Annotated in this window: 20 protein-coding genes; 12 read left to right on the forward strand and 8 right to left on the reverse strand. The window is 73.6% G+C overall.

The window, feature by feature from the left end:
- Positions 1-75: 75 nt before the first annotated feature.
- A complete protein-coding gene (locus tag ABT106_RS22315; RefSeq protein ID WP_351280057.1) occupies positions 76-393 on the reverse strand; it encodes an SH3 domain-containing protein in 318 nt (105 codons plus the stop codon).
- Positions 394-499: 106 nt separating this feature from the next.
- Between ABT106_RS22315 and ABT106_RS22320 the strand changes: the two genes are divergently transcribed.
- Positions 500-2,680: a serine/threonine-protein kinase gene (locus tag ABT106_RS22320; RefSeq protein ID WP_351280059.1), complete on the forward strand. Its 2,181-nt coding sequence runs from the start codon at positions 500-502 to the stop codon at positions 2,678-2,680.
- A 177-nt stretch (positions 2,681-2,857) separates the two neighbouring features.
- Here the strand turns inward: ABT106_RS22320 and ilvD are convergent, their stop codons facing one another.
- The 4 genes from ilvD to ABT106_RS22340 all read right to left on the reverse strand — a co-directional run bounded on the left by ilvD (position 2,858) and on the right by ABT106_RS22340 (position 7,678).
- Positions 2,858-4,708, reverse strand: coding sequence for a dihydroxy-acid dehydratase (ilvD, locus tag ABT106_RS22325; RefSeq protein WP_351280062.1), 1,851 nt, complete (start codon positions 4,706-4,708; stop codon positions 2,858-2,860).
- Positions 4,709-4,835: 127 nt separating this feature from the next.
- The gene (locus ABT106_RS22330) at positions 4,836-5,549 is read right to left on the reverse strand and encodes a TetR/AcrR family transcriptional regulator (protein ID WP_351280065.1); all 714 of its coding nucleotides are present in this window, start codon (positions 5,547-5,549) and stop codon (positions 4,836-4,838) included.
- On the reverse strand, positions 5,546-6,433 hold the full coding sequence (locus tag ABT106_RS22335; protein ID WP_351280067.1) for a sugar phosphate isomerase/epimerase family protein: 888 nt from the start codon (positions 6,431-6,433) through the stop codon (positions 5,546-5,548). The genes ABT106_RS22330 and ABT106_RS22335 overlap by 4 nt, the downstream gene beginning before the upstream one ends.
- 261 nt (positions 6,434-6,694) lie before the next feature.
- A complete protein-coding gene (locus ABT106_RS22340) occupies positions 6,695-7,678 on the reverse strand; it encodes a Ppx/GppA family phosphatase (protein ID WP_351280069.1) in 984 nt (327 codons plus the stop codon).
- A gap of 290 nt (positions 7,679-7,968) precedes the next feature.
- On the opposite strand from ABT106_RS22340, the gene ABT106_RS22345 reads away from it, so the two are divergent.
- Positions 7,969-9,882 carry a zinc ribbon domain-containing protein gene (locus tag ABT106_RS22345; protein ID WP_351280071.1) on the forward strand — a complete coding sequence of 638 codons (1,914 nt, stop codon included), beginning with the start codon at positions 7,969-7,971 and terminating at the stop codon, positions 9,880-9,882.
- A gap of 13 nt (positions 9,883-9,895) precedes the next feature.
- Positions 9,896-10,726, forward strand: a complete 831-nt coding sequence (locus ABT106_RS22350; RefSeq protein ID WP_351280074.1) for a DUF3109 family protein — start codon at positions 9,896-9,898, stop codon at positions 10,724-10,726.
- A 37-nt stretch (positions 10,727-10,763) separates the two neighbouring features.
- Here the strand turns inward: ABT106_RS22350 and ABT106_RS22355 are convergent, their stop codons facing one another.
- Complete coding sequence (locus ABT106_RS22355; RefSeq protein ID WP_502979450.1) at positions 10,764-12,626, reverse strand: BACON domain-containing protein; 1,863 nt, start codon at positions 12,624-12,626, stop codon at positions 10,764-10,766.
- 208 nt (positions 12,627-12,834) lie between these two features.
- Between ABT106_RS22355 and radA the strand changes: the two genes are divergently transcribed.
- Positions 12,835-14,247 (forward strand): DNA repair protein RadA, encoded by a 1,413-nt coding sequence (gene radA / locus ABT106_RS22360; RefSeq protein WP_351280078.1) that lies wholly within the window; start codon positions 12,835-12,837, stop codon positions 14,245-14,247.
- Positions 14,248-14,442: 195 nt separating this feature from the next.
- The gene (disA, locus tag ABT106_RS22365) at positions 14,443-15,567 is read left to right on the forward strand and encodes a DNA integrity scanning diadenylate cyclase DisA (RefSeq protein ID WP_351280081.1); all 1,125 of its coding nucleotides are present in this window, start codon (positions 14,443-14,445) and stop codon (positions 15,565-15,567) included.
- A 91-nt stretch (positions 15,568-15,658) separates the two neighbouring features.
- Here the strand turns inward: disA and ABT106_RS22370 are convergent, their stop codons facing one another.
- Entirely contained in the window at positions 15,659-16,405 is a 747-nt protein-coding gene (locus tag ABT106_RS22370; protein ID WP_351280083.1) for a hypothetical protein, read from the reverse strand.
- A gap of 233 nt (positions 16,406-16,638) precedes the next feature.
- On the opposite strand from ABT106_RS22370, the gene ABT106_RS22375 reads away from it, so the two are divergent.
- The 7 genes from ABT106_RS22375 to ABT106_RS22405 all read left to right on the forward strand — a co-directional run bounded on the left by ABT106_RS22375 (position 16,639) and on the right by ABT106_RS22405 (position 23,159).
- The gene (locus ABT106_RS22375) at positions 16,639-17,247 is read left to right on the forward strand and encodes a phosphatase PAP2 family protein (RefSeq protein ID WP_351280085.1); all 609 of its coding nucleotides are present in this window, start codon (positions 16,639-16,641) and stop codon (positions 17,245-17,247) included.
- A 29-nt stretch (positions 17,248-17,276) separates the two neighbouring features.
- Positions 17,277-18,224 carry an iron-sulfur binding domain-containing protein gene (locus tag ABT106_RS22380; RefSeq protein WP_351280088.1) on the forward strand — a complete coding sequence of 316 codons (948 nt, stop codon included), beginning with the start codon at positions 17,277-17,279 and terminating at the stop codon, positions 18,222-18,224.
- A 196-nt stretch (positions 18,225-18,420) separates the two neighbouring features.
- A complete protein-coding gene (locus ABT106_RS22385; protein ID WP_351280090.1) occupies positions 18,421-18,981 on the forward strand; it encodes a SigE family RNA polymerase sigma factor in 561 nt (186 codons plus the stop codon).
- Between the two features lie 38 nt (positions 18,982-19,019).
- Positions 19,020-19,649: a hypothetical protein gene (locus ABT106_RS22390; protein WP_351280102.1), complete on the forward strand. Its 630-nt coding sequence runs from the start codon at positions 19,020-19,022 to the stop codon at positions 19,647-19,649.
- 79 nt (positions 19,650-19,728) lie between these two features.
- Entirely contained in the window at positions 19,729-20,436 is a 708-nt protein-coding gene (gene cseB, locus ABT106_RS22395; protein WP_351280093.1) for a two-component system response regulator CseB, read from the forward strand.
- 12 nt (positions 20,437-20,448) lie between these two features.
- Positions 20,449-21,765, forward strand: coding sequence for a two-component system sensor histidine kinase CseC (gene cseC / locus ABT106_RS22400; RefSeq protein WP_351280095.1), 1,317 nt, complete (start codon positions 20,449-20,451; stop codon positions 21,763-21,765).
- A gap of 80 nt (positions 21,766-21,845) precedes the next feature.
- The gene (locus ABT106_RS22405) at positions 21,846-23,159 is read left to right on the forward strand and encodes a LamG-like jellyroll fold domain-containing protein (RefSeq protein WP_351280097.1); all 1,314 of its coding nucleotides are present in this window, start codon (positions 21,846-21,848) and stop codon (positions 23,157-23,159) included.
- Positions 23,160-23,221: 62 nt separating this feature from the next.
- Here the strand turns inward: ABT106_RS22405 and ABT106_RS22410 are convergent, their stop codons facing one another.
- A complete protein-coding gene (locus ABT106_RS22410; RefSeq protein WP_351280100.1) occupies positions 23,222-23,851 on the reverse strand; it encodes a M23 family metallopeptidase in 630 nt (209 codons plus the stop codon).
- Positions 23,852-24,485: the final 634 nt, after the last annotated feature.

Below are 24,485 nucleotides of genomic sequence, written 5' to 3' on the forward strand. Positions count from 1 at the left end.
GCCGTCCGGCGGCGGACGGCGCGGACGGCGGCGGCGGCGGACGGCGCGGACCCGGCCGCATCCGCGAGGGGCGCCTTACGCGCAGCGGCCGGCGACGTAGCCGTCGCTGCCCGTCTTCACGTAGGCGTCCGAGACGAACCGGCCGTTGCCGATGCAGTCCCAGATGTTGGTGGTGCCGTACGGGCCGCTGATGTTCGTCCCGGGGCACTGGCAGCGGATGGTGACGTACCCGCCGGCCGGCAGGACGTCGATGATCGAGTAGTTGGTACCCGGGCCGCTGCGGACGTTGACCCGGCTGCCGGGCGCCAGCGGAAACGTCGGCAGGCCCGCCTCGGCGGTGGCTTCGGCGGCTGCGGCGGTCTGGACTTGGCTGGAATCGTTCTCAATGGACATGTGGAAACTCCCCCCTTGGGTGTTGCTCTGCGCAACGCGCGCAGGGTACCAAGCCCTTGGGTGTGCGTAAGGGCGATGGACTAGGCTCCGGCGGGGGTGGTGAGCGGTGCATTCGCTGCGCGCGGACTACGCGGGGTTTCCGGAGTACGCCGGGCGGTACCGGCTCCAATCCGTGCTCGGCTCCGGCGGCATGGGTGTGGTCCACCTCGCCGATTCCAGTTCGGGGCTGAAACTCGCCGTCAAGGTCGTGCACGCCCAGCATGCGGTGGATCCGGAGTTCCGGGCGCGGTTCCGGCAGGAGGTCGCGGCCGCGCGCAGGGTGAGCGGGGCGTTCACCGCGCCCGTCGTGGACGCCGATCCGGATGCCGAACGGCCGTGGATGGCCACCCTGTTCATCGACGCGCCGACGCTGTCCGAGCGGGTACGGGAACGGGTGCTGGACCCCGTCGAGCTGACCCGGCTGGCCGCGGGCCTGGCGGAGGCCCTGCGGGACATCCACCGGGCGGGCGTCGTGCACCGGGACCTGAAGCCCAGCAACGTGCTGATGGCCCCCGACGGGGTGCGGGTCATCGACTTCGGCATCTCGCGCCCGGCCGACAGCGACCTGCGGACCGAGACGGGCAAGCTGATCGGGACGCCGCCGTTCATGGCGCCGGAGCAGTTCCAGCGGCCCCGGGAGGTGGGCACCGCGGCGGACGTGTTCGCGCTGGGGGCGGTGCTGGTGCACGCCGCGACCGGGCGGGGGCCCTTCGACTCCGACAGCCACTACCTGGTGGCGTACCAGGTCGTCCACAGCGAGCCCGACCTGACGGGGCTGCCGGAGCGGCTCGCCCCGATCGTGGCGCGCTGCCTGGCGAAGGACCCCGCGCAGAGGCCGACGGCCGACGCGCTGATCTCGGAGATGCGCGCCGTCGCCTATCCGACCGCCGAGGACACCCAGACCTTCATTCCCCGGCCGCGCCGGCCGGCGGCGCGGCGGCCCGGGTCCGGCGACGAGGTCACGCACCGGCGGGAGCGGCCCGCGCCGCCCGCCGCGCCGCCCGCCGCGCCGGGCGGGCGCCGGTGGCGGCGCGGGCCGGTCCTGCTCGCCGCCGCGCTCGGGCTGCTGCTCGCGGCGGGGGCGGTCACCGGGTACGCCTGGTCCGGTACGGGCGCCGAAGCCCCCGGGCGGCCCGCGTCCGGGACGCCGGCCCCGGGGACCGCGGGCGCCGCGGGCACGCCGTTCTCGCCGTGGGCGGTGTCCCTGGGCGGCCACGCCGCGTCCTGTTCCGCATCCGCGGAGGCTTCCGGCGCCGGCCTGTACTGCTCGGGGCGGGGGCTGGCCGCCGCGCGGCTCGACCCCGCGGACGGCTCGGTGCTGTGGTCGGTCCGTACGGGCGCGCCCGCCCCCGGAGTGGTCACCGACAGTACGCCGCTGCACGCGGGCGGGCTGGTCCTCGCGGTGGCGCCCGGCAGCGAACTGCTGCAGGCGCTGGACCCGGCGACGGGCTCGGAGCGCTGGCGGCGCCGGCTGCCGGGCGGGACCCGGGTCGTGACGGCCGGACCGTACGTCCTCACGGTGGCCGCCGACGGCACGGTCACCGCCCTGGACGCCGCGGGCGGCGCCGAGCGCTGGACGAAGCGGATCGGCGGTGCGGGTTCCGTGTGGTGGGGCGGCGGTCCCGCCGGTCCGGGCGGGCCGGTGCTCTACGCGGCGACGCCCGACGCGGGCGCCGGGTCGACCCTGCTCGCGGAGGTGGATCCGGCGACCGGGGCGGTGCGCTGGCAGACGCGGACCGCCGGGCGGCTGCGGCCGGTCGGGGTGGCGGACGGTGCGGTGTACCTGCTGGACAACGACGCGGGCGCCCGGACGGGTGGCGTCGTACGGGTGGACGCGGCGACCCGCGCGGTCCACCGGGTCCGGCTCGCGGCCCCGCTGTACGAAGTGGAGGCGTCGGTGGGCGCGGACGGCACGGTGTACGCGGTCGAGGCCCGGGGCGGGCTCGTGGCGGTCGGGCCGGACAAGGAGCGGTGGCGGCTGGAGACCGGCGCGGGGGCCGCCTCCCGGCCGGTGCCCGCCGGCGGGCGCGTGTACCTGACGGCGCAGGACGGGCGGCTGCTGACCGTCGACGCGGCGGCCGGGCGGCTCGCGGGGCAGACCGGGCCCCGGGTGGGGGCGGGTCAGGCCGTGTTCAGCGCGACCCTGCCCGCGCCGGTGGTCGCCGACGGGCGGGTGTACGCGGCCGCGCCCGACGGGTCGGTGTTCGCGGTGCCGGCAGGGGACCCCGCCCCCGGCGGCACGGGCTGACCGGACGGCTTCGGCCCCCGGACCCCGCGCCCGTACACACCGCCCCCCTGCGCACGGCCCCGTACACGCCGCCCCCGTACACCCGCTCACCGTGCCGGCCGGCCCGGCCGCCGCGCGGACGACGGGACCCCGCCGGGCGGTGCGCCCGGCGGGGTCCCGTCACAGCGGTGGTGGGGCTCAGCCCAGCAACGACACGTCGCGGACCGCGCCCTTGTCGGCGCTGGTGGCCATGGCGGCGTACGCGCGCAGGGCCGCAGAGACCTTGCGCTCGCGGTTCTTCGGGGCGTAGACGCCGCCGAGGGCCTCGTGGCGGGCCGCGAGGGTGTCCTCGTCGACGAGCAGCTCGATGGAGCGGTTCGGGATGTCGATCCGGATGCGGTCGCCGTCCTCGACCACCGCGATCGTGCCGCCCGAGGCCGCCTCCGGGGAGGCGTGGCCGATGGACAGGCCCGAGGTGCCGCCGGAGAAGCGGCCGTCCGTCACCAGCGCGCAGACCTTGCCGAGGCCGCGGCCCTTGAGGAAGGACGTCGGGTAGAGCATCTCCTGCATGCCGGGGCCGCCGCGCGGGCCCTCGTAGCGGATGACGACGACGTCGCCCGCCTTGATCTCCTTGCGGAGGATCTTGTCGACGGCCTCGTCCTGCGACTCGCAGACGACGGCCGGACCCTCGAACGTCCAGATCGACTCGTCGACGCCGGCCGTCTTCACGACGCAGCCGTCGACCGCGATGTTGCCGCGCAGGACGGCGAGGCCGCCGTCCTTGGAGTACGCGTGCTGCACCGAGCGGATGCAACCGCCCTCGGCGTCGAGATCGAGGGTCTCCCAGCGCTCGGACTGGGAGAAGGCGCTGGCGGAGCGCTTGCAGCCGGGGGCCGCGTGCCACAGCTCCATCGCCGTGTCGGAGGCGGTGCCCGAGCGGGCGTCCCACTCGGCGAGCCAGTCCTCCAGGCCCTCGGAGTGGACGCTCGTGACGTTCTTGTTGAGGAGTCCGCCGCGGTGCAGTTCGCCGAGGATGGCGGGGATGCCGCCGGCGCGGTGGATGTCCTCCATGTAGTACGTGCCGCCGGGTGCCACGTTGGGCGCGACCTTGGAGAGGCACGGGACGCGGCGCGAGACCTCGTCGATGTCGGTGAGGTCGTACTCCAGGCCCGCTTCCTGGGCGGCGGCCAGCAGGTGCAGGATCGTGTTGGTCGAGCCGCCCATGGCGATGTCGAGGGCCATGGCGTTCTCGAAGGCCTCGCGGGTGGCGATGTTGCGCGGCAGGACCGAGTGGTCGTCCTGCTCGTAGTGGCGCTTGGTGATCTCCACGACCGTACGGCCGGCGTCCTCGTACAGGGCGCGGCGGGCGGTGTGCGTGGCGAGGACCGAACCGTTGCCGGGGAGGGCGAGGCCGATGGCCTCGGCGAGGCAGTTCATCGAGTTGGCGGTGAACATGCCCGAACACGAGCCGCACGTGGGGCAGGCGTTCTCCTCGATCCGCAGCACGTCCTCGTCGGAGACGTTCTCGTTGGCGGCGTCGACCATGGCGTCGATCAGGTCGAGCTTGCGGACGGTGCCGTCGACGAGGGTGGCCTGACCGGCCTCCATCGGGCCGCCGGAGACGAAGACGACCGGGATGTTGAGGCGCATGGCGGCCATCAGCATGCCGGGGGTGATCTTGTCGCAGTTGGAGATGCAGATCAGGGCGTCCGCGCAGTGCGCCTCGACCATGTACTCCACGCTGTCCGCGATCAGGTCGCGCGAGGGCAGCGAGTAGAGCATGCCGCCGTGGCCCATGGCGATGCCGTCGTCGACCGCGATGGTGTTGAACTCGCGGGGGATCGCGCCGGCCTCGCGGATGGCGTCGGAGACGATCCGGCCGACCGGGGCCAGGTGCGTGTGGCCGGGGACGAACTCGGTGAACGAGTTGGCGACCGCGATGATCGGCTTCCCGATGTCCGCGCTCGCTACGCCCGAGGCGCGCATCAGGGCACGTGCGCCCGCCATGTTGCGGCCGTGGGTGACGGTGCGGGACCTCAGCTCGGGCATCGGGTTCACTCCCCATGGGGTGCGGCCGACCGTACGGATCGGCCGCGACTGTAGATATGAAGCAGTTACGAGGCTACGCCCCTCGCCCGCGATGCGGACACCCTGTCCGGATGCCGGGACGCGGGGCTCATTCTTCGGTCAGGTATCGCTGGAGAGTGGGCGCGACCAGTCTGATGATGTCCTCGGGGTCCGCCGACGCGAGGGGCTCGACCTGGACCACGTAGCGCAGGATGGCGATGCCGACCATGTGGGAGGCGGCCAGCTCGGCGCGGAACGTCGGATCCGGGACGTCGAGGTCGGCGGCGATCCGCTCCAGCAGACGGCGCAGGACGAGCCGGCGCAGGACGGCGGCCGCCGCCTCGTGGGTGAGGGCCGAGCGGATCACCGCGAGGAGGGGCGCGCGGGTGGCCGGGTTCTCCCAGACGCCGAGGAAGAAGCGGGCGAGGCGCTCGCCGATGCCGTCGGGCCCCTCGCCGAGGATCGCCGGGATCACCAGCGCCGGCTCCATGCTGACCTCGATGGCGGCGGCGAACAGGTCGTCCTTGCTGCCGAAGTAGTGGTGGACCAGGGCCGGGTCCACCCCCGCGGCCTTCGCGATGCCGCGTACGGAGGTCTTGTCGTAGCCGCGCGCGGCGAACTCGGAGCGGGCGGCGAGCCGGATGCGCTCCTGCGTGCCGGGTCCCTCGTCGGCCTCGTCGTGGCGCGGCCGGCCGGGGCCGCGGCGGCGGCGCGGCGCGGCGGCGGGGGCGGGGGCCGGGAGGTCCCCGGGCCCGGACGGCTCCGGATTCGCCTCCGGCTCCGGATTCGGCTCCGGCTCCGGTGACTCCTTCGGCTCCGTCACGTGCGCCGGGCCCGGGGCCGGAGGGCGGGGACACCGGGGACACCGGGCGGACCGGGGACCCCGGCGGCATCAGAGGCACCGGACGCGGTCGCGAGGTGCAGCCGGGTGAAGGCCAGCGCCTCGGCGAGGTCGGCCTCGCGCTCGGCGGCGGACATCGCGCGCCGGGTGTTGACCTCGATGACGACGTGGCCGTCGAAGGACGTACGGGCCAGGCTCTCCAGCAGCTCGGCGCAGGGCTGCGTACCCCGGCCGGGGACGAGGTGCTCGTCCTTCGCCGAGCCGTTCCCGTCGGCGAGGTGGATGTGCGCGAGCCGGTCGCCCATCCGGTCGATCATCGCGGTGGCGTCGGTACGGGCGGTCGCGGTGTGCGAGAGGTCGACGGTGAAGTGCCGGTAGTCGTCCTTGGTGACGTCCCACTCCGGCGCGTACGCGAGCATCTCGCGGTCGCGGTAGCGCCAGGGGTACATGTTCTCGACGGCGAAGCGGACATCGGTCTCGTCGGCCATCCGCCAGATGCCGGAGACGAAGTCCCGGGAGTACTGGCGCTGCCAGCGGAACGGCGGGTGCACGACGACGGTGGAGGCACCGAGCCGTTCGGCCGCGGCCTGGGCGCGCTGGAGCTTGGTCCACGGATCGGTGGACCAGACGCGCTGGGTGATGAGCAGGCAGGGCGCGTGGACGGCGAGGATCGGCACCCGGTGGTGGTCGGAGAGGCGGCGCAGGGCGTCGACGTCCTGGCTGACGGGGTCCGTCCAGACCATCACCTCGACGCCGTCGTAACCGAGGCGCGCGGCGATCTCGAAGGCGGTCGCCGTGGACTCCGGATAGACGGAGGCCGTGGAGAGCGCGACTTTCGCGGTCGGTACGCGGACTGGTTCTGCCACGGACACAGGGTACGGGCCCGACGCGGCGCCGGGCCCGGACGGGCCGAAGGGGCGCCCGGGAGGGGCGTACCGGCCCGGCGCACGCCCCGCGCGGCCCTGGCCGCGCGCCGGCCGGTCCGAGCTGCGGATACGGGGCTGCCAGGGGTCTGCCGGCCGGCGCGCCGCGGTCTGCCGGCGGGGCGCGGCACGGTCCGGGATGTCACGAGAGTCACCCGCCGGACCGGGCAGGCGTCGTCTTCGCCGGCTCCGCGCCCGTCCTCGTCACCCCTGCCGTCGGCTGGGGACGGCGCTTCCGTCCTGGGGCCGTTCCGCGCCCACCGCCGGCAGGTGGTCGAGCCTGCGCAGGATGACGCCCTCGCGCAGGGCCCAGGGACAGATCTCCAGTTCCTCCACGCCGAAGAGGTCCATCGCGCCCTCCGCGACGAGCGCGCCCGCCAGGATCTGGTTCGCCCGTCCCTCCGAGACCCCCGGGAGGGCCGCCCGCTGGGCCGTGGTCATCGCGGCCAGGCGCGGGACCCACTCCTCCAGGGACTTGCGGGTCAGGTCCCGCTGCACGTACAGGCCGTCCGCCGAGCGGGCCGCGCCCGCGATGCGGGCCAGCTGCTTGAAGGTCTTCGACGTGGCCACCACGTGGTCCGGGGCGCCGAAGCGGCTGAACTCCCCGACCGACCGCGCGATCTGGGCCCGTACGTGGCGCCGCAGCGCACGGACGTCGGCCGCGTCCACCGGGTCCCCCGGCAGCCAGCCCGCCGTGAGCCGGCCCGCGCCGAGCGGGAGGGAGACGGCGCGGTCCGGCTCCTCGTCCATCCCGTACGCGATCTCCAGCGAGCCGCCGCCGATGTCGAGGACCAGCAGCTTCCCGGCCGACCAGCCGAACCAGCGGCGCGCCGCGAGGAACGTCAGCCGGGCCTCGTCGTCACCGCTGAGGACGGGCAGGTCGATGCCCGTCTCCAGCTTGACGCGCGCCAGGACCTCGTCCGCGTTCGTGGCCTCGCGGACGGCGCTGGTCGCGAAGGGGACGAGGTCCTCACAGCCCTTGTCCTCGGCGGCCTGCACCGCTTCGCCGATCACCGACACCAGCAGCTCGACGCCCTCCGGCGTGACGGCGCCGCGCTCGTCGAGGAGCTCCGCCAGGCGCAGGTCCACCTTGTGCGAGTGCGCGGGCTGGGGGCGCGCACCGGGGTGCGCGTCGACCACCAGCAGATGGATCGTGTTCGAACCCACGTCAAGGACACCGAGTCTCATAGGGGGAAACGCTACTGCGGCGAAGGACGGGGGGTCGCGTAAGGGGCGCTTAGGTTCACGCACCTTCTTGGGCATCGGTCGCGATCATGTGCGGTTCTCCCGCGTTTCGCCTTGCACACGGTTACCGGTTGTGAGTTCACAGATCGAACAGAGTGACCTTTCGGCGCGGGTGTCGTTGATCGGATGACAGCACCAGCTGTCAGGGCGTGGGGACGTTGCACCGAAAGATGCCACTCGTTAAGAGCGAGGCGACTCGGACCGCTTGTGTCCGCGGCCTGCTTCGACGCGGTGTGGACGAGAAGAGCGGGCTGCTACTGCCCGCGTCTGTGCTGACGGAACGCGTCGGCTGGGCTACCGCCCTGGTTGCCGGTATGAGTGCCGAGCTCTTGGGAGCGCACTGGAGCTCGTGTGATGTGGATGCGCTCGCGTCGGGTGAGGACGCTGCGGGCAGAAGGCTGCCGTCGCACGCGTGGATGGCTCTGCGCCGTCTGGGCTGGACCGTCGTGCCGCCGGCTGGTGTTCGTGTCAATGACCGGATCGTTCGCATGGCACAGGAGCAGGCCGGACGCGTCCTCCGATCGGTGAAGTGGCGCGGCGACCTCACCGCCGCAGTCGTCGAGACCTGGCCTGCCGCCCCCGGCAGACGCACGGGTCAGGAGTGGGATGCGGTGCGCGCGGCGGTGCCGGGCGGGCAGCTCCTGCCGTCCAGCGTCATCACGTCCCGTACCCGGCAGATCGCCGCGTTCCTCAAGAGAAACGGCGTCATGCCCGCCGATGTGTTCGCGCTGGAGGACACACCTAAAGCCGCTCGAATGCTGCTGTTGTCAGCATGTGACGGGCAGCAGGCCACCATCGAACGGGCCGATGACCCGGGCCGTGCACTGCTGCGTTTGCAGCTCCCCACCCGGCCCGACCCGAAGTCCTACCGGGACTGGACGTGGGTGTCCTGTTCCATCAAGCTGCCCTCGACGATCCCCGTAACCGCGGTGCTGCATCTGCCCACCCTGCGCCCGCATCGGGGCGGTATCCGTGTCGATCTCGCCTACACCCACGGCGTACCGAAAACCGTTCGCAGCGGACACAGGGCCGCACTGGGTGTGGACTGGGGTCTGAACACTCTGCTGTCCGCCGGAGCCGCTCGCCTGGACGACGGCGGACGGATCACGGTGCTTGGGTCCGGAGGCATGTTCCGGGCAGCCGGAGTCCTGGCCAAACAGCACCGGCTACGCCGCCAGTTCGAGTTCCTGCATGCCAAAGCCGACCGCTACCAGCGCCTCATCACGGGAAGCGAGCAGCACGCCTTGGCAGGCAAGCACACCGTTCTGAGCGAGGAGATCATCCGGGTCTGCGCACGCAGGTCGAACCTCAACGACGCACTGGCCCGGGGTGCCGCCCGCTGGGCGGTCGACCAGGCCATCGCCGCCGGGGCGAGCGTCATCTACGTGGAAGACCTCCGCTCGCTGGAAGCCCGTGGCATGGGCCGCACCCTCAACACACGGCTCTCCCAGCAGGTACGCGGGCAGATCGTGGACCGGATGCGACACATAGCCGCTGAAACGGGCATAGCGGTCGTCATCGTCCCCGCGCGCAACACCTCCAGGCACTGCCCGCGCTGCCTCACCCCGTTACGGCACCGCAAGGCTCCTGACCGCCCCACCACACCTGGCTGGAAATGGGCCGTCTGTCCCCATCCGGACTGCGGCTGGCAGGGTGACCGCGACCAAGGCGCGTGGCAGCGCATCGCAGCGCGCGGCCTCACCCACCAGACCAGAACCGTCACCGACCGCAGCGCCGGAGTCATGGTCATCCGCGCCGTCGTCGACAGCCTCGAAGCGGGGGCGGTCACCACATCCGCCACGCCGAAGACCAGCCGGCGGGACCGGGCCAAAACCGAACCCACCCGGCACAGGACAACACGTCCGACGCCCAGGCGACGCCGGACACCCTCCCCTGCCGGGCCCCCGGGCCCAGCGGGCCAGCGTCCGGAGGGACACGCTCACACGGACCGGCCCCGACTGCCCCGCGCAGCCCAACGGCACCAGAGCGTGACGACGATCAGCACACCCACCACCGGCCGACACCGGCCACGAGGAACAGCACTGGGTGCGGGATTCCACCTCCACGCCCACGCCACCCCTCCACGTTGGGCACACATCCTCGAGCCGGGTCACTCAGGCCGGCTCAGGATCCCTCGGTTGATCTGAGACGCTTGGGTTTGTGCCAAATACGAAGAAGGCCAACACGACCCGGTCGAAGAAGGACGCGGGCAAGGCCAAGGGCAAGCGCAAGCCCGCGGTACCCGACGAGAAGGGGCTCGACTTCCCCCGCGCCTGGGTGGAGTTCCCCGATCCCGCCGACGACGAACAGGTCTTCCGCTGCGACCTGACGTGGCTGACCTCCCGCTGGACCTGCATCTTCGGCAGCGGCTGCCAGGGCATCCAGGCGGGCCGGGCGGACGACGGCTGCTGCACGCTCGGCGCGCACTTCTCCGACGAGGACGACGAGAAGCGCGTCGCCGAGAACGTGGCCCGGCTGACGCCCGAGCTGTGGCAGTTCCACGACGTGGGCAGCGAGACCGGCTGGACCCAGCTCGATGACGACGGGGAGAAGCAGACCCGCCGCTGGGAGGGTTCGTGCATCTTCCAGAACCGGCCCGGCTTCGCCGCCGGAGCGGGGTGCTCGCTGCACATCCTCGCGCTGCGCGAGGGGCGCGAGCCGCTGGAGACGAAGCCCGACGTCTGCTGGCAGCTGCCCGTCCGCCGGACGTACGACTGGATCGACCGGCCCGACGACACCCGCGTCCTCCAGGTGTCGATCGGCGAGTACGACCGCCGCGGCTGGGGGCCGGGCGGCCACGAACTGCACTGGTGGTGCACGTCGGCGACCTCCGCGCACGGCGCCGGGGACCCGGTGTACGTGACGTACCGGCCCGAGCTGACGGAGCTGATGGGCAAGGAGGCGTACGCGGAACTCGTCCGGCTGTGCGAGGCGCGGCTCGCCTCGCTGCTGCCGATGGCCCCGCACCCGGCGGACCCGGTCGCACCCTGAGGCGCCCCGGGACCCGGGCGCCCGGACCGGGCACCCGCTAGGAGCCCGGGGCCGGCGGGTCGGTGGCCGGCGGGGGCGGGGGCGGGGGCGGGGAAACCGTTCCTCCTGTCCCGTCCGTCGGCTCCGCCGACGGCTCGGTGGTCGGGGACGGCGGGATCGTCGGCTCGGTCGGCGTGGGCGTCGGGGCCGGGGTGGCCGGCGGCGGGGTCGGCTCCGCCGACGGGGGCCGCGGGCTCGCGGGCGGCGGCGGCTCGGCGGGCGGCGGCGCCGGGCGGCCGCGGCCCTGGATGGCGACGACGGCGCCGCCCGGGTCGACCCCGACGCGGGCCGTCCAGGCGCCGACGGGCTGGGCACCGGTGTCCACGGTGATCCGCAGGGTGACCGATTCCCCGGGGGCCAGCGTGCCCGCGGTCCGGCTCGCGCGCAGCCACGGGGCGTCGGACCACAGCTGCCAGTCCACCGGCCCGCCGCCGGAGGCGGTGAGGGTGAGCAGCGTGGTGGCGCCGTGGGAGGACGCGGCGACGGTGAGGCGGCCGGGGGCGCCGGGGCGGCCCGCGTCGGAGGGGACCGGCGGGCCGGTGCTGATCACCTCGACGAACACGTCGGGTTCGGCGCTGCCCGGGGCGAAGCCGGGGCCGCCGGTGGTCCTGGCGGCGTTGCCGGCGTTCTCGTACGCGGCCAGCGGGCGGCCCCCGGCATGCGGCGGGATCTCGGACTCGCCGGCGGAGACGCGGGTGACGTCTCCGCCGACGGGCTCGCCGGTGCTGGGGGCGCCCCGGTACGCCGCCCACAGCGCCAGGACCGGGGCCGCGACGACGGTGGCGACGACGGTGGTGGTCACCGCACGGGCGCGCAGCCGGTCGCGCCGGGCGGCGCGGTCCTTGGGGTCCATCGGGAACCCGGTGCGGTCGAAGCGCGGGCCGGGCCCGCCGCCCCGGCGGCCGGACCGGAGCATCGCGGCGTGGACGGCGGTGCGGGGAGCGGGGACCAGGGGGAGCGCGGCCGTGTCGATGCCGGAGCCGGGCCAGGGGGAGCCGGCGCCGACGCGTTCGGCGACGCGGCGGCAGCGCGGGCAGTCGTCGACGTGCCGGACGAGTTCGGCGCGCAGGCTGGTGGACAGCAGCACCTGGCCGTCGCCGGTGAGCCGGGACACGCTGGGGCAGCCGCCGGTCTCCACCACGGCGAGGGCGGCGCGGGTGCGCTCGACCTCGCAGGCGGCCCCGGACAGGAGCTCCCGGGCGGCGGCGGGGGGCGTACCGAGGACGGCGGCGAGTTCGGTGACGCCGAGGCGGTGGCGTACGGCGAGTTCGAGGGCCTCACGTTGCTCGGGGGTGGTTCCGGCGGCCTCGGGCCAGGCGAGCCGGGCCAGCTCGGTACGGCGGTAGGCGCTCACGTCGAGGGGACGCCGGCCGACGGGGACGCGCTCGCCGCCGTCCGGGCCGGGGGTCGCGCCCCCCGGCGCGTGCGCGCCGTCGATGCGCTCCGGCGTGCGCCGGGCGGAATGCGCTCCCCGCCGGTCGCGGCGCTTCTCGGCGAGCCGGCGCAGGCAGCCCCAGCGGGCGAGGGCGTACAGCCAGGCCCGCCGGTCCCCTTCGTCGGGGCAGCGGCCGGGGTACCGCTCGGCCGCGGCGAGGGCGTCGCCCAGCACCTCGGTGGCGGTGTCGTGGTCGCACAGCACCGACAGGCAGTAGGTGAACAGGCCGTCCAGGTAGGGCTCGTGCCGGAACGGCGGCGGCTCCGGCGGCTGCCGCTCCCCCACCGGACCCGCGGGACCCACAGGACCCCGGGCACCCGCGGGACCCCCCGTGGAACCCTCCTCCGGACCCTCTGAGGGCGTGCGCCCGTGCGCCGGGTGTGCGCCGGTGCGCGATGAGGGGTGTGCCTGGTTGCTGCTGTTCACCTCGCGACCGTAGGCGGCGCGCCGGTGACGGCCCGGAAGCCTTCAGCAGTTTTAGCCCTTACGGGTGAACAGATCGGCGACGCGCTGACGCGGGCCTTGACGCGGTCGTTCCGGCACACCTTCCGGGCGGGAGAGGTGGGAGAGGCGGGAGCGTCCGCCCCACCCGCCCCCGCCGGTGTTGTCGGTGGGGGCGGCTACGGTGGGGCGCATGGCTGCCCGCACCGCTCGTTCATCCGCCAAGGACCGGCCGTCCTACCGTTGTACCGAGTGCGGGTGGAGCACCGCGAAGTGGCTCGGGCGGTGTCCCGAGTGCCAGGCGTGGGGGACCGTCGAGGAGATGGGCGCGCCCGCCGTGCGCACCACCGCCGCGGGCCGGGTCTCCACCGCCGCCGTGCCGATCGCCCAGGTCGACGGCCGGACGGCGACCGCGCGCAGCACCGGCGTGGACGAGCTGGACCGCGTCCTCGGTGGCGGCCTGGTGCCCGGCGCCGTCGTGCTGCTCGCCGGGGAACCGGGCGTGGGCAAGTCGACGCTGCTGCTGGACGTGGCGGCGAAGGCGGCCGGCGACGAGCACCGCACGCTGTACGTCACGGGCGAGGAGAGCGCGAGCCAGGTGCGGCTGCGGGCCGACCGGATCCACGCGCTGAGCGACCATCTCTACCTCGCCGCCGAGACCGACCTCTCGGCGGTGCTCGGACACCTCGACGCCGTGAAGCCCGCCCTCCTCGTCCTGGACTCCGTACAGACCATCGCCTCCCCCGAGATCGACGGGGCGCCCGGCGGCATGGCCCAGGTGCGCGAGGTGGCCGGGGCGCTGATCCGGGCCTCCAAGGAGCGGGGCATGTCCACCATCCTCGTGGGACACGTGACCAAGGACGGGGCCATCGCCGGCCCCCGGCTCCTGGAGCACCTGGTCGACGTGGTGCTGAGCTTCGAGGGCGACCGGCACGCCCGGCTGCGGCTCGTGCGCGGCATCAAGAACCGGTACGGCGCCACCGACGAGGTCGGCTGCTTCGAGCTGCACGACGAGGGGATCACCGGGCTCGCCGATCCGAGCGGGCTGTTCCTGACCCGGCGTGCCGAGGCCGTTCCGGGGACCTGCCTGACGGTGACCCTGGAGGGCAAGCGCCCGCTGGTCGCGGAGGTGCAGGCGCTGACGGTGGACTCGCAGATCCCCTCGCCCCGGCGCACGACCTCCGGGCTGGAGACCTCGCGGGTGTCGATGATGCTGGCGGTGCTGGAGCAGCGCGGCCGGATCACCGCGCTCGGCAAGCGCGACATCTACTCCGCGACCGTGGGCGGGGTGAAGCTGACCGAGCCGGCCGCCGACCTGGCGATCGCGCTGGCCCTGGCCTCGGCCGCCAGCGACGTACCGCTCCCGAAGAACCTCGTCGCCATCGGCGAGGTGGGCCTGGCCGGCGAGGTGCGGCGGGTGACGGGCGTACAGCGCCGGCTGGCGGAGGCGCACCGGCTCGGCTTCACCCACGCCCTCGTACCGTGCGATCCGGGCAAGGTCCCGGCCGGGATGAAGGTCGTGGAGGTGGCCGACATGGGTGACGCCCTGCGCGTGCTGCCGCGCGGGCGCTCCCGTACGCCGGCCAAGGAGCGGGCGGCCGACTAGCGGGCGGCCGACTAGCAGGCGGCCGACTAGCAGGCGGCCGACTAGCGGGCGGATCCCCTGGTCAGGGGGCCCCTGCGAGCTCCCCGCCGGGCGGACCCGCGCAAGCAACGGCGGGGCCGCAGCGCGCGCCGGTAGACTTCCGGATGGTCCGCCCGGCCGTACGCAGGCGGCGCAACCCGCGACCCGAGGAGTGCAGTGGCAGCCAAGGACGGGGCAGCAGCATCCGGAAAGTCGGGCGCGAGCTCCAAGCAGGAAGCCATGATGCGTGCTTCGCTGAGCGCGGTCGCACCTGGTCAGCCGCTGCGTGACGGGCTGGAACGGATCGTCCGCGGCAACACCGGCGGGCTCATCGTGCTCGGGATGGACAAGAGCGTCGAGGCGATGTGCACGGGCGGCTTCGTGCTGGACGTGGAGTTCACCGCGACCCGGCTGCGCGAGCTGTGCAAGCTCGACGGCGCGCTCATCCTCGACAAGGACATCACCAAGATCCTGCGGGCCGGCGTGCAGCTGGTGCCGGACGCGTCGATCCACACGGAGGAGACCGGCACCCGGCACCGCACGGCGGACCGCGTCTCGAAGCAGTGCGGCTTCCCGGTGGTCTCCGTGTCGCAGTCGATGCGGCTGATCGCGCTGTACGTGGACGGTGAGCGGCGGGTCCTGGAGGAGTCGGGGGCGATCCTGTCGCGCGCGAACCAGGCCCTCGCCACGCTGGAGCGGTACAAACTGCGCCTCGACGAGGTCGCGGGCACGCTGTCGGCACTGGAGATCGAGGACCTGGTCACCGTCCGTGACGTGACGGCGGTCGCCCAGCGGCTGGAAATGGTGCGCCGGATCGCGACGGAGATCGCCGAGTACGTCGTCGAACTGGGCACGGACGGGCGGCTGCTGTCGCTCCAGCTGGACGAGCTGACGGTCGGGATCGAGCAGGAGCGGGAGCTGGTCATCCGGGACTACGTGCCGGAGCCGACGGCGAAGCGTTCCCGCACGGTGGACGAGGCCCTGTCCGAACTGGACGCCCTGACGCATCCGGAGCTGCTGGAACTGGCGATCGTCGCGAAGGCCCTGGGCTACACCGGGTCGCCGGAGACCCTGGACTCGGCGGTGTCGCCGCGCGGTTACCGGCTGCTGGCGAAGGTGCCGCGCCTGCCGGGGGCCATCATCGAGCGCCTGGTCGAGCACTTCGGCGGCCTGCAGAAGCTGCTCGCGGCCAGCGTGGACGACCTCCAGACAGTCGACGGCGTGGGCGAGGCACGGGCGCGGAGCGTCCGCGAGGGCCTGTCCCGCCTCGCGGAATCGTCCATCCTGGAGCGCTACGTCTAAGACGCGCGAGACGCGGGACGTGCGCCACGCCTGACGCGGGACGTGCCCCGCGCGTCCCCCTTCCGGCCGGCGCCGGAGGGGGGACGGAGCGTCAGTCCTGCTTCAGGACGAACGAGGTGTTGGCCACCGGCATGCCGGGGGACTTGAGTTCCACCACGTACGTGTCCGCGGTCGCGCTGCCCGGCGGAGGCGTCTGGCACGCGTTCGGGGCGCTGAACGTGCGGTCCCATTCGACGACGTGCTTGGTCTCGCTCTGCGCGGAGACCCGGAAGAAGACGTTGCCGGCGCCCGGCGGGCAGTCCGCCGTGGACCACACCGCCTTGCTGTCGCGCCCCTGAAGGATCGTCAGGATTGCCTGCTTCGGGCCGAGATCGACCTTGCAGGTGGTTCCGGAGACGTTGCGGGCGATCAGTTCCAGCCGAGGCTTCTCGTTCGCCTCGTACTCGTTCTTCGCGCTCTTCACCTCCCACTGGAGGGCGCTGGCCGCGCACGTGGGAAGCGCGGAGTCGGCCGGAACCTGCGCCGCGCCACCGCCACCGCCCCCGGCACCCGCCGCCGCGGCGCCGGCCGCGCCCGCGCCGGGGGACGCGCCCGGTTCGCCGTTCTTGCCGGTGCCCGCGGAGCCGCCGCCCTCGGCCCCGGTCGTACCGGCGCCACCCGACTCGGCCCGGCCGCCCGGGGCCTGACTGATCGCCGGCCCGGTGCCCGAGGGGCCGGGGGTGATCGTGATGGTGCCGGGGCGGCCCTGGCCCTTGCCGTTCGTACTCGACCCGTTCCCGCCGGAGCTGACGGCCCATACGGCGAGAATCGCGAGGAGCGCGGCAACGGACGCCAGCACAGCCCTCCGTCGCCAGTAGATGGAGGAGGGGAGCGGCCCGACCGGATTGCGCAGAGATCCCACGGACGGAACTTTACGAGAGTCCGCGCTCCGTTCCGTGCCCCACATGCCGTGCGGCGGGCTCGATTTGCCGATCATCAGCTTGCCGAACCCCGCGAACCCGGTCACAAGCGGCCGGAATCAGCCAGGAGTCTGACGCGGGTGCCCTTTTTCCTTGAGTACCGTCGGTGACCATGGACAGCTCCGACCTCTATCGCGACATCACCGACTTCGCCCACTCGACGCCCGGCTGGGTGCGGACGGCCTTCGAGATATGGACGGAGTACGGCCTCCTCCTCTTCGGCGTGCTGTTCATATCCGTCTGGTGGCGCTCGCGCAGCCGGCGCAGCCCCCGGACGGTGGCGCTCGCCGTCCTCGCGCCGCTGGCCACCGCCCTCGCGTACGTCACCTCCGAGGCCCTGAAGTCCACGATGGACGAGGACCGGCCCTGTCGTGCCGTCACCGGGGCGGCCGCCTCGCTGCTCGTCTGCCCCCCGGTCGGGGACTGGTCCTTCCCCAGCAACCACGCGTCGATCGCCGGGGCCGCCGCCGTCGCCCTCGCCCTCGCCGTGCGCCGCCTCGCGCTGCTGACCGTGCCGGTGGCCCTGCTGATGGCCTTCTCCCGCGTCTTCGTCGGCGTGCACTACCCGCACGACGTGGCGGTCGGTCTGCTGCTGGGCGGCGCGGTGGCCGCCCTCGCCGTGCTGGCGCTCACCGGTCCGATCAGTACGATCACGGCGGCCATGCGGGCGAGCGGGGTCCGCGCCGCTGTCTGGTTTACCGGTCCGGGCCCGGCGCGGTAGGGGCGAAACGTGTCAGGATGCCGTCTGCCATGACTGCATCCCCATCACACACCTCCGCGTCGCAGACGTCCGCGTCACAGACGTCCGCGTCACACTCCGCGGCGACCTCCGCCCTGCACTCCCCCGTCATCGCGTGGTTCGACGAGCACGCCCGCGACCTGCCCTGGCGCCGTCCCGAGGCCGGCCCCTGGGGGGTCATGGTCAGCGAGTTCATGCTCCAGCAGACCCCCGTCAAGCGGGTCCTGCCGGTGTACGAGCAGTGGCTCGCCCGGTGGCCCCGGCCCGCCGACCTCGCCGCCGACGCCCCCGGCGAGGCCGTACGGGCCTGGGGGCGGCTCGGCTACCCCCGGCGGGCCCTGCGGCTGCACGGCGCGGCCCTGGCCATAACGGAACGGCACGGGGGCGACGTACCGCGGGACCACGCCCAGCTGCTCGCGCTGCCCGGCATCGGCGAGTACACCGCGGCGGCCGTCGCCTCGTTCGCGTACGGGCAGCGGCACGCCGTGCTGGACACCAACGTCCGGCGGGTCTTCGCGCGGGCCTCCACCGGGGTCGAGTACCCGCCGAACGCCACCACCGCCGCCGAACGGCGCCTCGCCCGGGCCCTGCTCCCGCCGGACGAGGACACGGCGGCCCGCTGGGCGGCGGCCTCGATGGAACTCGGCGCGCTCGTGTGCACCGCGAAGAGCCCGGACTGCGCCCGCTGCCCGGTGGCCCGGCTGTGCGCCTGGCGGCTGGCCGGGAAGCCGGCGCACGACGGGCCGCCGCGGCGCGGGCAGACGTACGCCGGCACGGACCGGCAGGTGCGCGGCAAGCTCCTGGCGGTGCTCCGGGAGGCGGTGGGCGCGGTTCCGCAGGCGGTGCTCGACACCGTCTGGGACGAACCGGTGCAGCGCGCCCGGGCGCTGGACGGCCTGGTCTCCGACGGGCTCGTGGAGCCTCTCGCCGGCGGCCTCTACCGGCTTCCGCAGACCTGACGGGAACCGGTCCGGAGCTGACTGCCCAATTCCGCTTCCGGACCGGGAAACCGCAGCTCACGGGCACTGTTACACAACCTATGGGTGTCCGTGCGCCCACCGAAGGCTGGCCCGCACAGGCCCGTGACAACCCCTCCGTACCTTCAGGTCCGTAAGGCAGCGGTTGAGCGGTTGGACGGAACGGAGGCGGTCTGAGATGGCGCACGGCGAGGTACTCGAATTCGAGGAGTACGTACGCACTCGGCAGGACGCGCTGCTGCGCAGTGCCCGGCGCCTGGTCCCGGACCCCACCGACGCGCAGGACCTCCTGCAGACCGCCCTCGTCCGCACCTACGGCCGCTGGGACGGCATCGCCGACAAGTCCCTGGCCGACGCCTACCTCCGCCGGGTCATGATCAACACCCGTACCGAGTGGTGGCGCGCCCGCAAGCTCGACGAGGTCCCCACCGAGCAGCTCCCGGACGCCTCCGTCGAGGACGGCTCCGACCAGCGCGCCGACCGCGCCCTGCTGATGGACATCCTCACGGTGCTCGCGCCCAAACAGCGCAGCGTGGTGGTGCTGCGACACTGGGAGCAGATGAGCACCGAGGAGACGGCCGCGGCGCTCGGGATGTCGGCGGGAACCGTGAAGAGCACCCTGCACCGCGCACTGGCCCGCCTCCGGCAGGAACTGGAGAGCCGGGACCTCGACATGCGCGCGCTGGAACGCGGTGACCACACCATGCGGTACGAGGGGCGTGAGCGGTGCGCGGCCTGAAAGGCCAGGGTTTGAGCAGCGGTGGGTCGCTGGTGCTGATGTCGGCGGGGACGGTCGTCCTCGTCGGCACAGCCGTGTTCGCGGTCGGTTGCGCCACCGGCGGCACCGGCCTGCGCGACGGCGGCCCGGCGCGCACCGACACCGTGGCCAAGACGGCCCCGTCCCCCTCCTCGGCCGACCCCGCCTCGACGGCGTCGGGGAAGCCGGCGGCGAAGGTGGACCCGGTCCGGCTCCTCATGGCGGACCCCAAGGTCAGCAACGCGATCAAACGCGACCTCAAGCCCTGTACGGGCAAGGAGTACCCGGTCGACGTCAGCTACGGCCGGGTCACCGGCAGCCCCGTCGTGGACGTCGTCGTCAACGTGCTGTCCTGCGCCGACGCCCTGGGCCGCGGCTCGTTCGTGTACCGGGAGGACAGCGGAAAGTACGAGAATGTGTTCTCGGACGAGCAGCCACCCGTCTACGCGGAGATCGACCGGGGCGACCTGGTGGTCACGAAGCAGGTCTACGGAAAGAGCGACGCGCTCGCCTATCCGTCGGGCGAGGACGTGATCACGTACCGCTGGAACGGGGAGAAGTTCGTCGAGCACGACCGGGTGCACTCGGAGTACAGCAACGTGGTCGACGGCGGGGGCCAGCCCGCACCGGTGGTCACACCGAAGAACTGACCGCCCGGCCGCTCCGGCGCCCGACCCACCTGACCACCTCAGTACCGAGCGAAGAGAAGAACCGAGGCGAGGCTCCCGCATGGCCGAGACCCATGTCCTGTTCGTGGAGGACGACGACGTCATCCGCGAGGCCACCACCCTGGCGCTGGAACGCGACGGGTTCGTGGTCACCGCGATGCCCGACGGCCTGTCCGGTCTGGAATCCTTCCGGGCCGACCGCCCCGACATCGCGCTGCTCGACGTGATGGTGCCCGGCATGGACGGCGTGAGCCTGTGCCGGCGCATCCGCGACGAGTCCACCGTCCCGGTGATCATGCTGTCGGCGCGCGCCGACTCCATCGACGTGGTGCTGGGCCTGGAGGCGGGCGCCGACGACTACGTCACCAAGCCCTTCGACGGCTCCGTCCTGGTCGCCCGCATCCGCGCCGTGCTGCGCCGCTTCGGCCACGCCGGCGGCCCGCGGAACGGCGGGTCCGGCGACGAGGACGACTCCGGCGAGCGCGGGGTGCTGGCCTTCGGCGACCTGGAGGTCGACACCGAGGGCATGGAGGTCCGCAAGGCGGGCGCCGCCGTGGCGCTGACGCCGACCGAGATGCGGCTGCTGCTGGAGTTCTCCTCCGCGCCCGGCACCGTACTGTCGCGCGACCGCCTGCTGGAGCGGGTGTGGGACTACGACTGGGGCGGCGACACCCGTGTCGTCGACGTCCACGTCCAGCGACTGCGGACCAAGATCGGCCAGGACCGGATCGAAACGGTCCGCGGCTTCGGATACAAGCTGAAGGCCTGAGGCCGGGACGGCATGAGGCGCTTCACCCTCCGTACGGGGATCCGCTGGAAGATCACCCTCGCCATCGCCGCGGTCGGCGCGCTCACCGCGGTGGCGCTGAGCCTGGTGGTGCACAGCGCTGCCCGGGTGTCGATGCTGGAGAGCGCCCGCGAGACGCAGCTCGACCGGGTCCAGTTCATGGCCGGCGTCGCCGAGGCCGGCCGCAAGCCGCCCATGGTGGCCAAGCTCAACGATCCGGAACTGCCCGCCGAGCTGCGTGAGAAGGCGCGCTCCGGCCGGCGCGGCACGTACGTGCAGGAGACCCGCAAGGGCACGCCCGAGGTGTGGGCCGCGGTGCCCCTGGGCAACGGGCAGGTGCTGTCGCTGCACACGCAGTTCCGGGAGAGCGCCAACATGGTGCGGGACCTCGACCAGGCCCTGGTCGTCGGCTCGCTCGCCGTCGTGATCGGCGGCTCGGCGCTCGGCGTGCTCATCGGGGGACAGATCTCGCGCCGGCTGCGCAAGGCCGCCGCGGCCGCGCAGCGGGTGGCCCACGGGGACCCCGAGGTGCGGGTGCGGGACGCCGTCGGGGGCCTCGTACGGGACGAGACGGACGACCTCGCGCGGGCCGTGGACGCCATGGCCGACGCGCTCCAGCAGCGCCTGGAAGCCGAGCGGCGGGTGACCGCGGACATCGCGCACGAGCTGCGGACGCCGGTGACGGGACTGCTGACGGCGGCGGAACTGCTGCCGCCCGGGCGGCCGACCGAGCTGGTCCGCGACCGGGCGCAGGCGATGCGCGCCCTGGTGGAGGACGTACTGGAGGTGGCCCGGCTGGACAGCGCGTCCGAGCGGGCGGAGCTCCAGGACGTGGCGCTGGGCGAGTTCGTGAGCCGCCGGGTGCGGGCGCTGATGCCGGAGGCGTCCGTACGGGTCGTGGCGGACGAGATCGTCAGCACCGATCCGCGGCGCCTGGAGCGGATCCTGGGGAACCTGCTGGCCAACGCGACGCGCTACGGTCAGCCGCCGATCCAGGTGGACGTCGAGGGGCGGGTCGTACGGGTCCGCGACCACGGGCCCGGCTTCCCCGAGGCACTGCTGCGCGAGGGGCCGAGCCGGTTCCGGACCGGGTCCACGGACCGGGCGGGCGTGGGCCACGGGCTGGGGCTGACGATCGCGGAGGGGCAGGCGCGGGTGCTGGGCGCGCGGCTGACGTTCCGCAACGTGGCGGCCCCGGGCGGCTTCGAGCGCGAGGGCACGGCGGCGGGCGCGGTGGCGGTGCTGTGGCTTCCGGAGCACGCCCCGACGGCGACGGGCAGTTTCCCGGTGGTCAAACTGCCGCAGGACTGAACGGCCGCGACCGGTGCGGGCCCGGCCGGAGCGGTACCGGGCCGTAGGCCGCGCCGGGCGCGTGACTTAGCATCCGTGGCATGACCGACGGTACGAATCCCCCCAGCAGCCCGCAGCCCGAGCAGCCCGCCCCGGGGAGCGGCGGCTACGGGTTCCCGCCGGGGCCGCCCGCGTCCGGCGGTTACGGCTACCCGGCCGACCAGGACCCGCGGCCCTCGACGGGCGACGGCTACGGCCACCCGCCGCCGCCCGCGTCCGGCGGCGGCTACGGCTACGGCTACCCGGCGGACCAGGGGCAGGGGCAGGGGCACCCGAACCCGTACCAGCAGGACCTGCCCGGACCGTACCGGCCGGGTTCCTACCAGCAGTTCCCGGGCGGCGCGCCGGGAGCCCCGGCCGATCAGGGCGGGGCGGGCGGGCCGGCCGATCAGGGCGGGGCGTGGCCGCCGGCCGGGGCGCGGCCCGCGCCGTTCGAGCGGCAGCGGTCCGGTCAGCCGGACTGGGACGCGCTCGCCGACCGCTCGGCCGCCGAGCGGCGCAAGAAGCGGCTGTGGACGATCGGCGGCGTGGCGGCCGTACTGCTCCTGCTCGCCGGTGGCGGAACGTTCCTGCTGCTGGGCGGGGAGGACAAGGCCGCGGACGTCGCGGACAAGGCCCCCGCGGCCACCGGGTCGGCCTCCCCCAAGCCGGAGGGCTCCAAGAGCAAGGCCCCGGTCGACAAATCCCCCACCGTCGCCAGCGACCCGACGCTGATCCGCGACCACGGCGGCAAGGACCACCTGAAGATGAGCGCCGAGGCCGGCGTCTTCGCGATCGACAAGCACTACGAGCTGCGGACCAAGGGCAACGAGAAGTCGTACGCCGAGGCCGAGAAGCGCGTCGTCGACGCGTCCAAGAGCTTCAGCGTCTCCGCCCGCGTCTGGAACCGCTCCCCGAAGGGGCGCCAGATAGCCGTCAGCCAGGGCAACGAGAAGACCTTCGGCTTCGAGCTGGGCTCGGACGAGGTGAACGGCAAGCCGGCGTGGATCTTCCGGGTCCAGACGAGCGACCAGGGGGCCGACTCCACGACGCAGACCATCGCCGCGGAGGGCCTGAAGATGGCGAAGACCATGACGACGCTGACGGGCACCTACGACGCCGAGAAGAAGACGATCACCCTGTACGTGAACGGCAAGAAGACCTCGGAGGGGCAGGTCACGGGCGTCTACAACGCCCCGGGCCCGCTCCAGCTGGCCCGCTCCCGCCACGAGGGCAACTGGAGCGGCTCCTGGAACGGCGCCATGGACAGCATGCGGGCCTTCGCGGTGGCCCTGTCGCCGGAGCAGGTCGCCGCCGTCCGTCAGAACAAGCTGTCCCCGTCGGTCAAGCCGAGCGGCGCGTGGGTCCTGCTCTGATCCGGGCCGGCCGACGGTCCCGGCCGGCCGGCGCGTGCGTGCTGCCGCTTGGAGACTGCCGCTTAGAGGTGGACGCCGGCGTTGCGCAGGAAGGCGACCGGGTTGATCGCCGAGCCGTAGTTCGGGGTGGTGCGGATCTCGAAGTGCAGGTGCGGGCCGCTGGAGTTTCCGGTGTTGCCGGAGAGGGCGATCCGCTGGTCCGTGGAGACCTTCTGGCCAATCTTGACCTGGATCCGCGAGAGGTGCGCGTACTGGGAGTACGTCTTGTTCGCGTGCTTGATCACGACGGCGTTGCCGTAGGCCGGGCCGTCGCCACCGCCGTTGGGGCCGGCCTTCACGACGGTGCCGGCGCCCGCGGCCTTGACCGGGGTGCCGACGGGGACGGCGAAGTCCTGGCCGGAGTGCTTGTGCGACCACATGGTGCCGCCCTTGCCGAAGGTCGCGGACAGCGTGTACTTCTCGACGGGCTTGTCCCACAGGCCGGTCTTCGCACCCTTGGCGGCCGCACCCTTGGCAGCCGCGGCCTGGGCGGCCGCCTGCTCGGCGACCAGCTGGGCGGTGCCGGTGAGGGCGGTCTGCGTCGTGTCGGCGAACGCGGCGGTCGTCCCGGCCCCGAGGGCCAGCACCGCACCGAGAGTGGTTACGCCGACGGCAATGCGGGTACGACGGGTAGAGACGCGCTTCGCGAACATGAAATAGACCTCCGAGGCCGGGGACAGGACGAGTCACGCCCTCTTGGGGCATGAAGTGACCCGGCACGATCAAGCACGTGCCGGGCTGGCTCAACCTTGGTAACCCGCGCCCCCGGCGTTCCCCAAACGTCCCTGTTACTACCCGGGCTCGTAGCCGAGCCGGGGCGCTCCGGCCTGTTGACCGCTCCCCCACTGGGGCAGAGGTCCGGTTTGAGGGCTTTTGGATCTACGAATCGCTCTAGTACGTCCGATTTGTTCTGTGCGGCTTGTCACCGGCCAAGGACCTCCGGCAGCCCGGTTCGGAACCATCGGCCGGCGCTTCGCGCTGCCCGCCCGCGCTCGTCACCGCAGCGCCGTACCGCCGCCTTACGGGCAGCCGTCGGCCCCGGGGCCGCCACCAGCGGCCGTACGCTCCGGGGCCGCCACAGGGCCCCGCACCCGCCCCGGAGCCGACTGCCGGTCCCGTACGGGTACGGGACCGGGTACGGGACCGATACCGGCTGGCTGGCCGGCCGGGCGGCCACGGGGCACGCAGAGCCCCGCACACGCGAAAGGGGCGGCCCCGGAACCCAACGGTTCCGGGGGGCCGCGGCGTGCGACGAGAAGACGATGTACGACACGAACGCCCCGGCCC

The sequence above is a fragment of the Streptomyces sp. NPDC002044 genome (genome assembly GCF_040296725.1).
Classification (GTDB): Bacteria; Actinomycetota; Actinomycetes; order Streptomycetales; family Streptomycetaceae; genus Streptomyces; species Streptomyces antarcticus.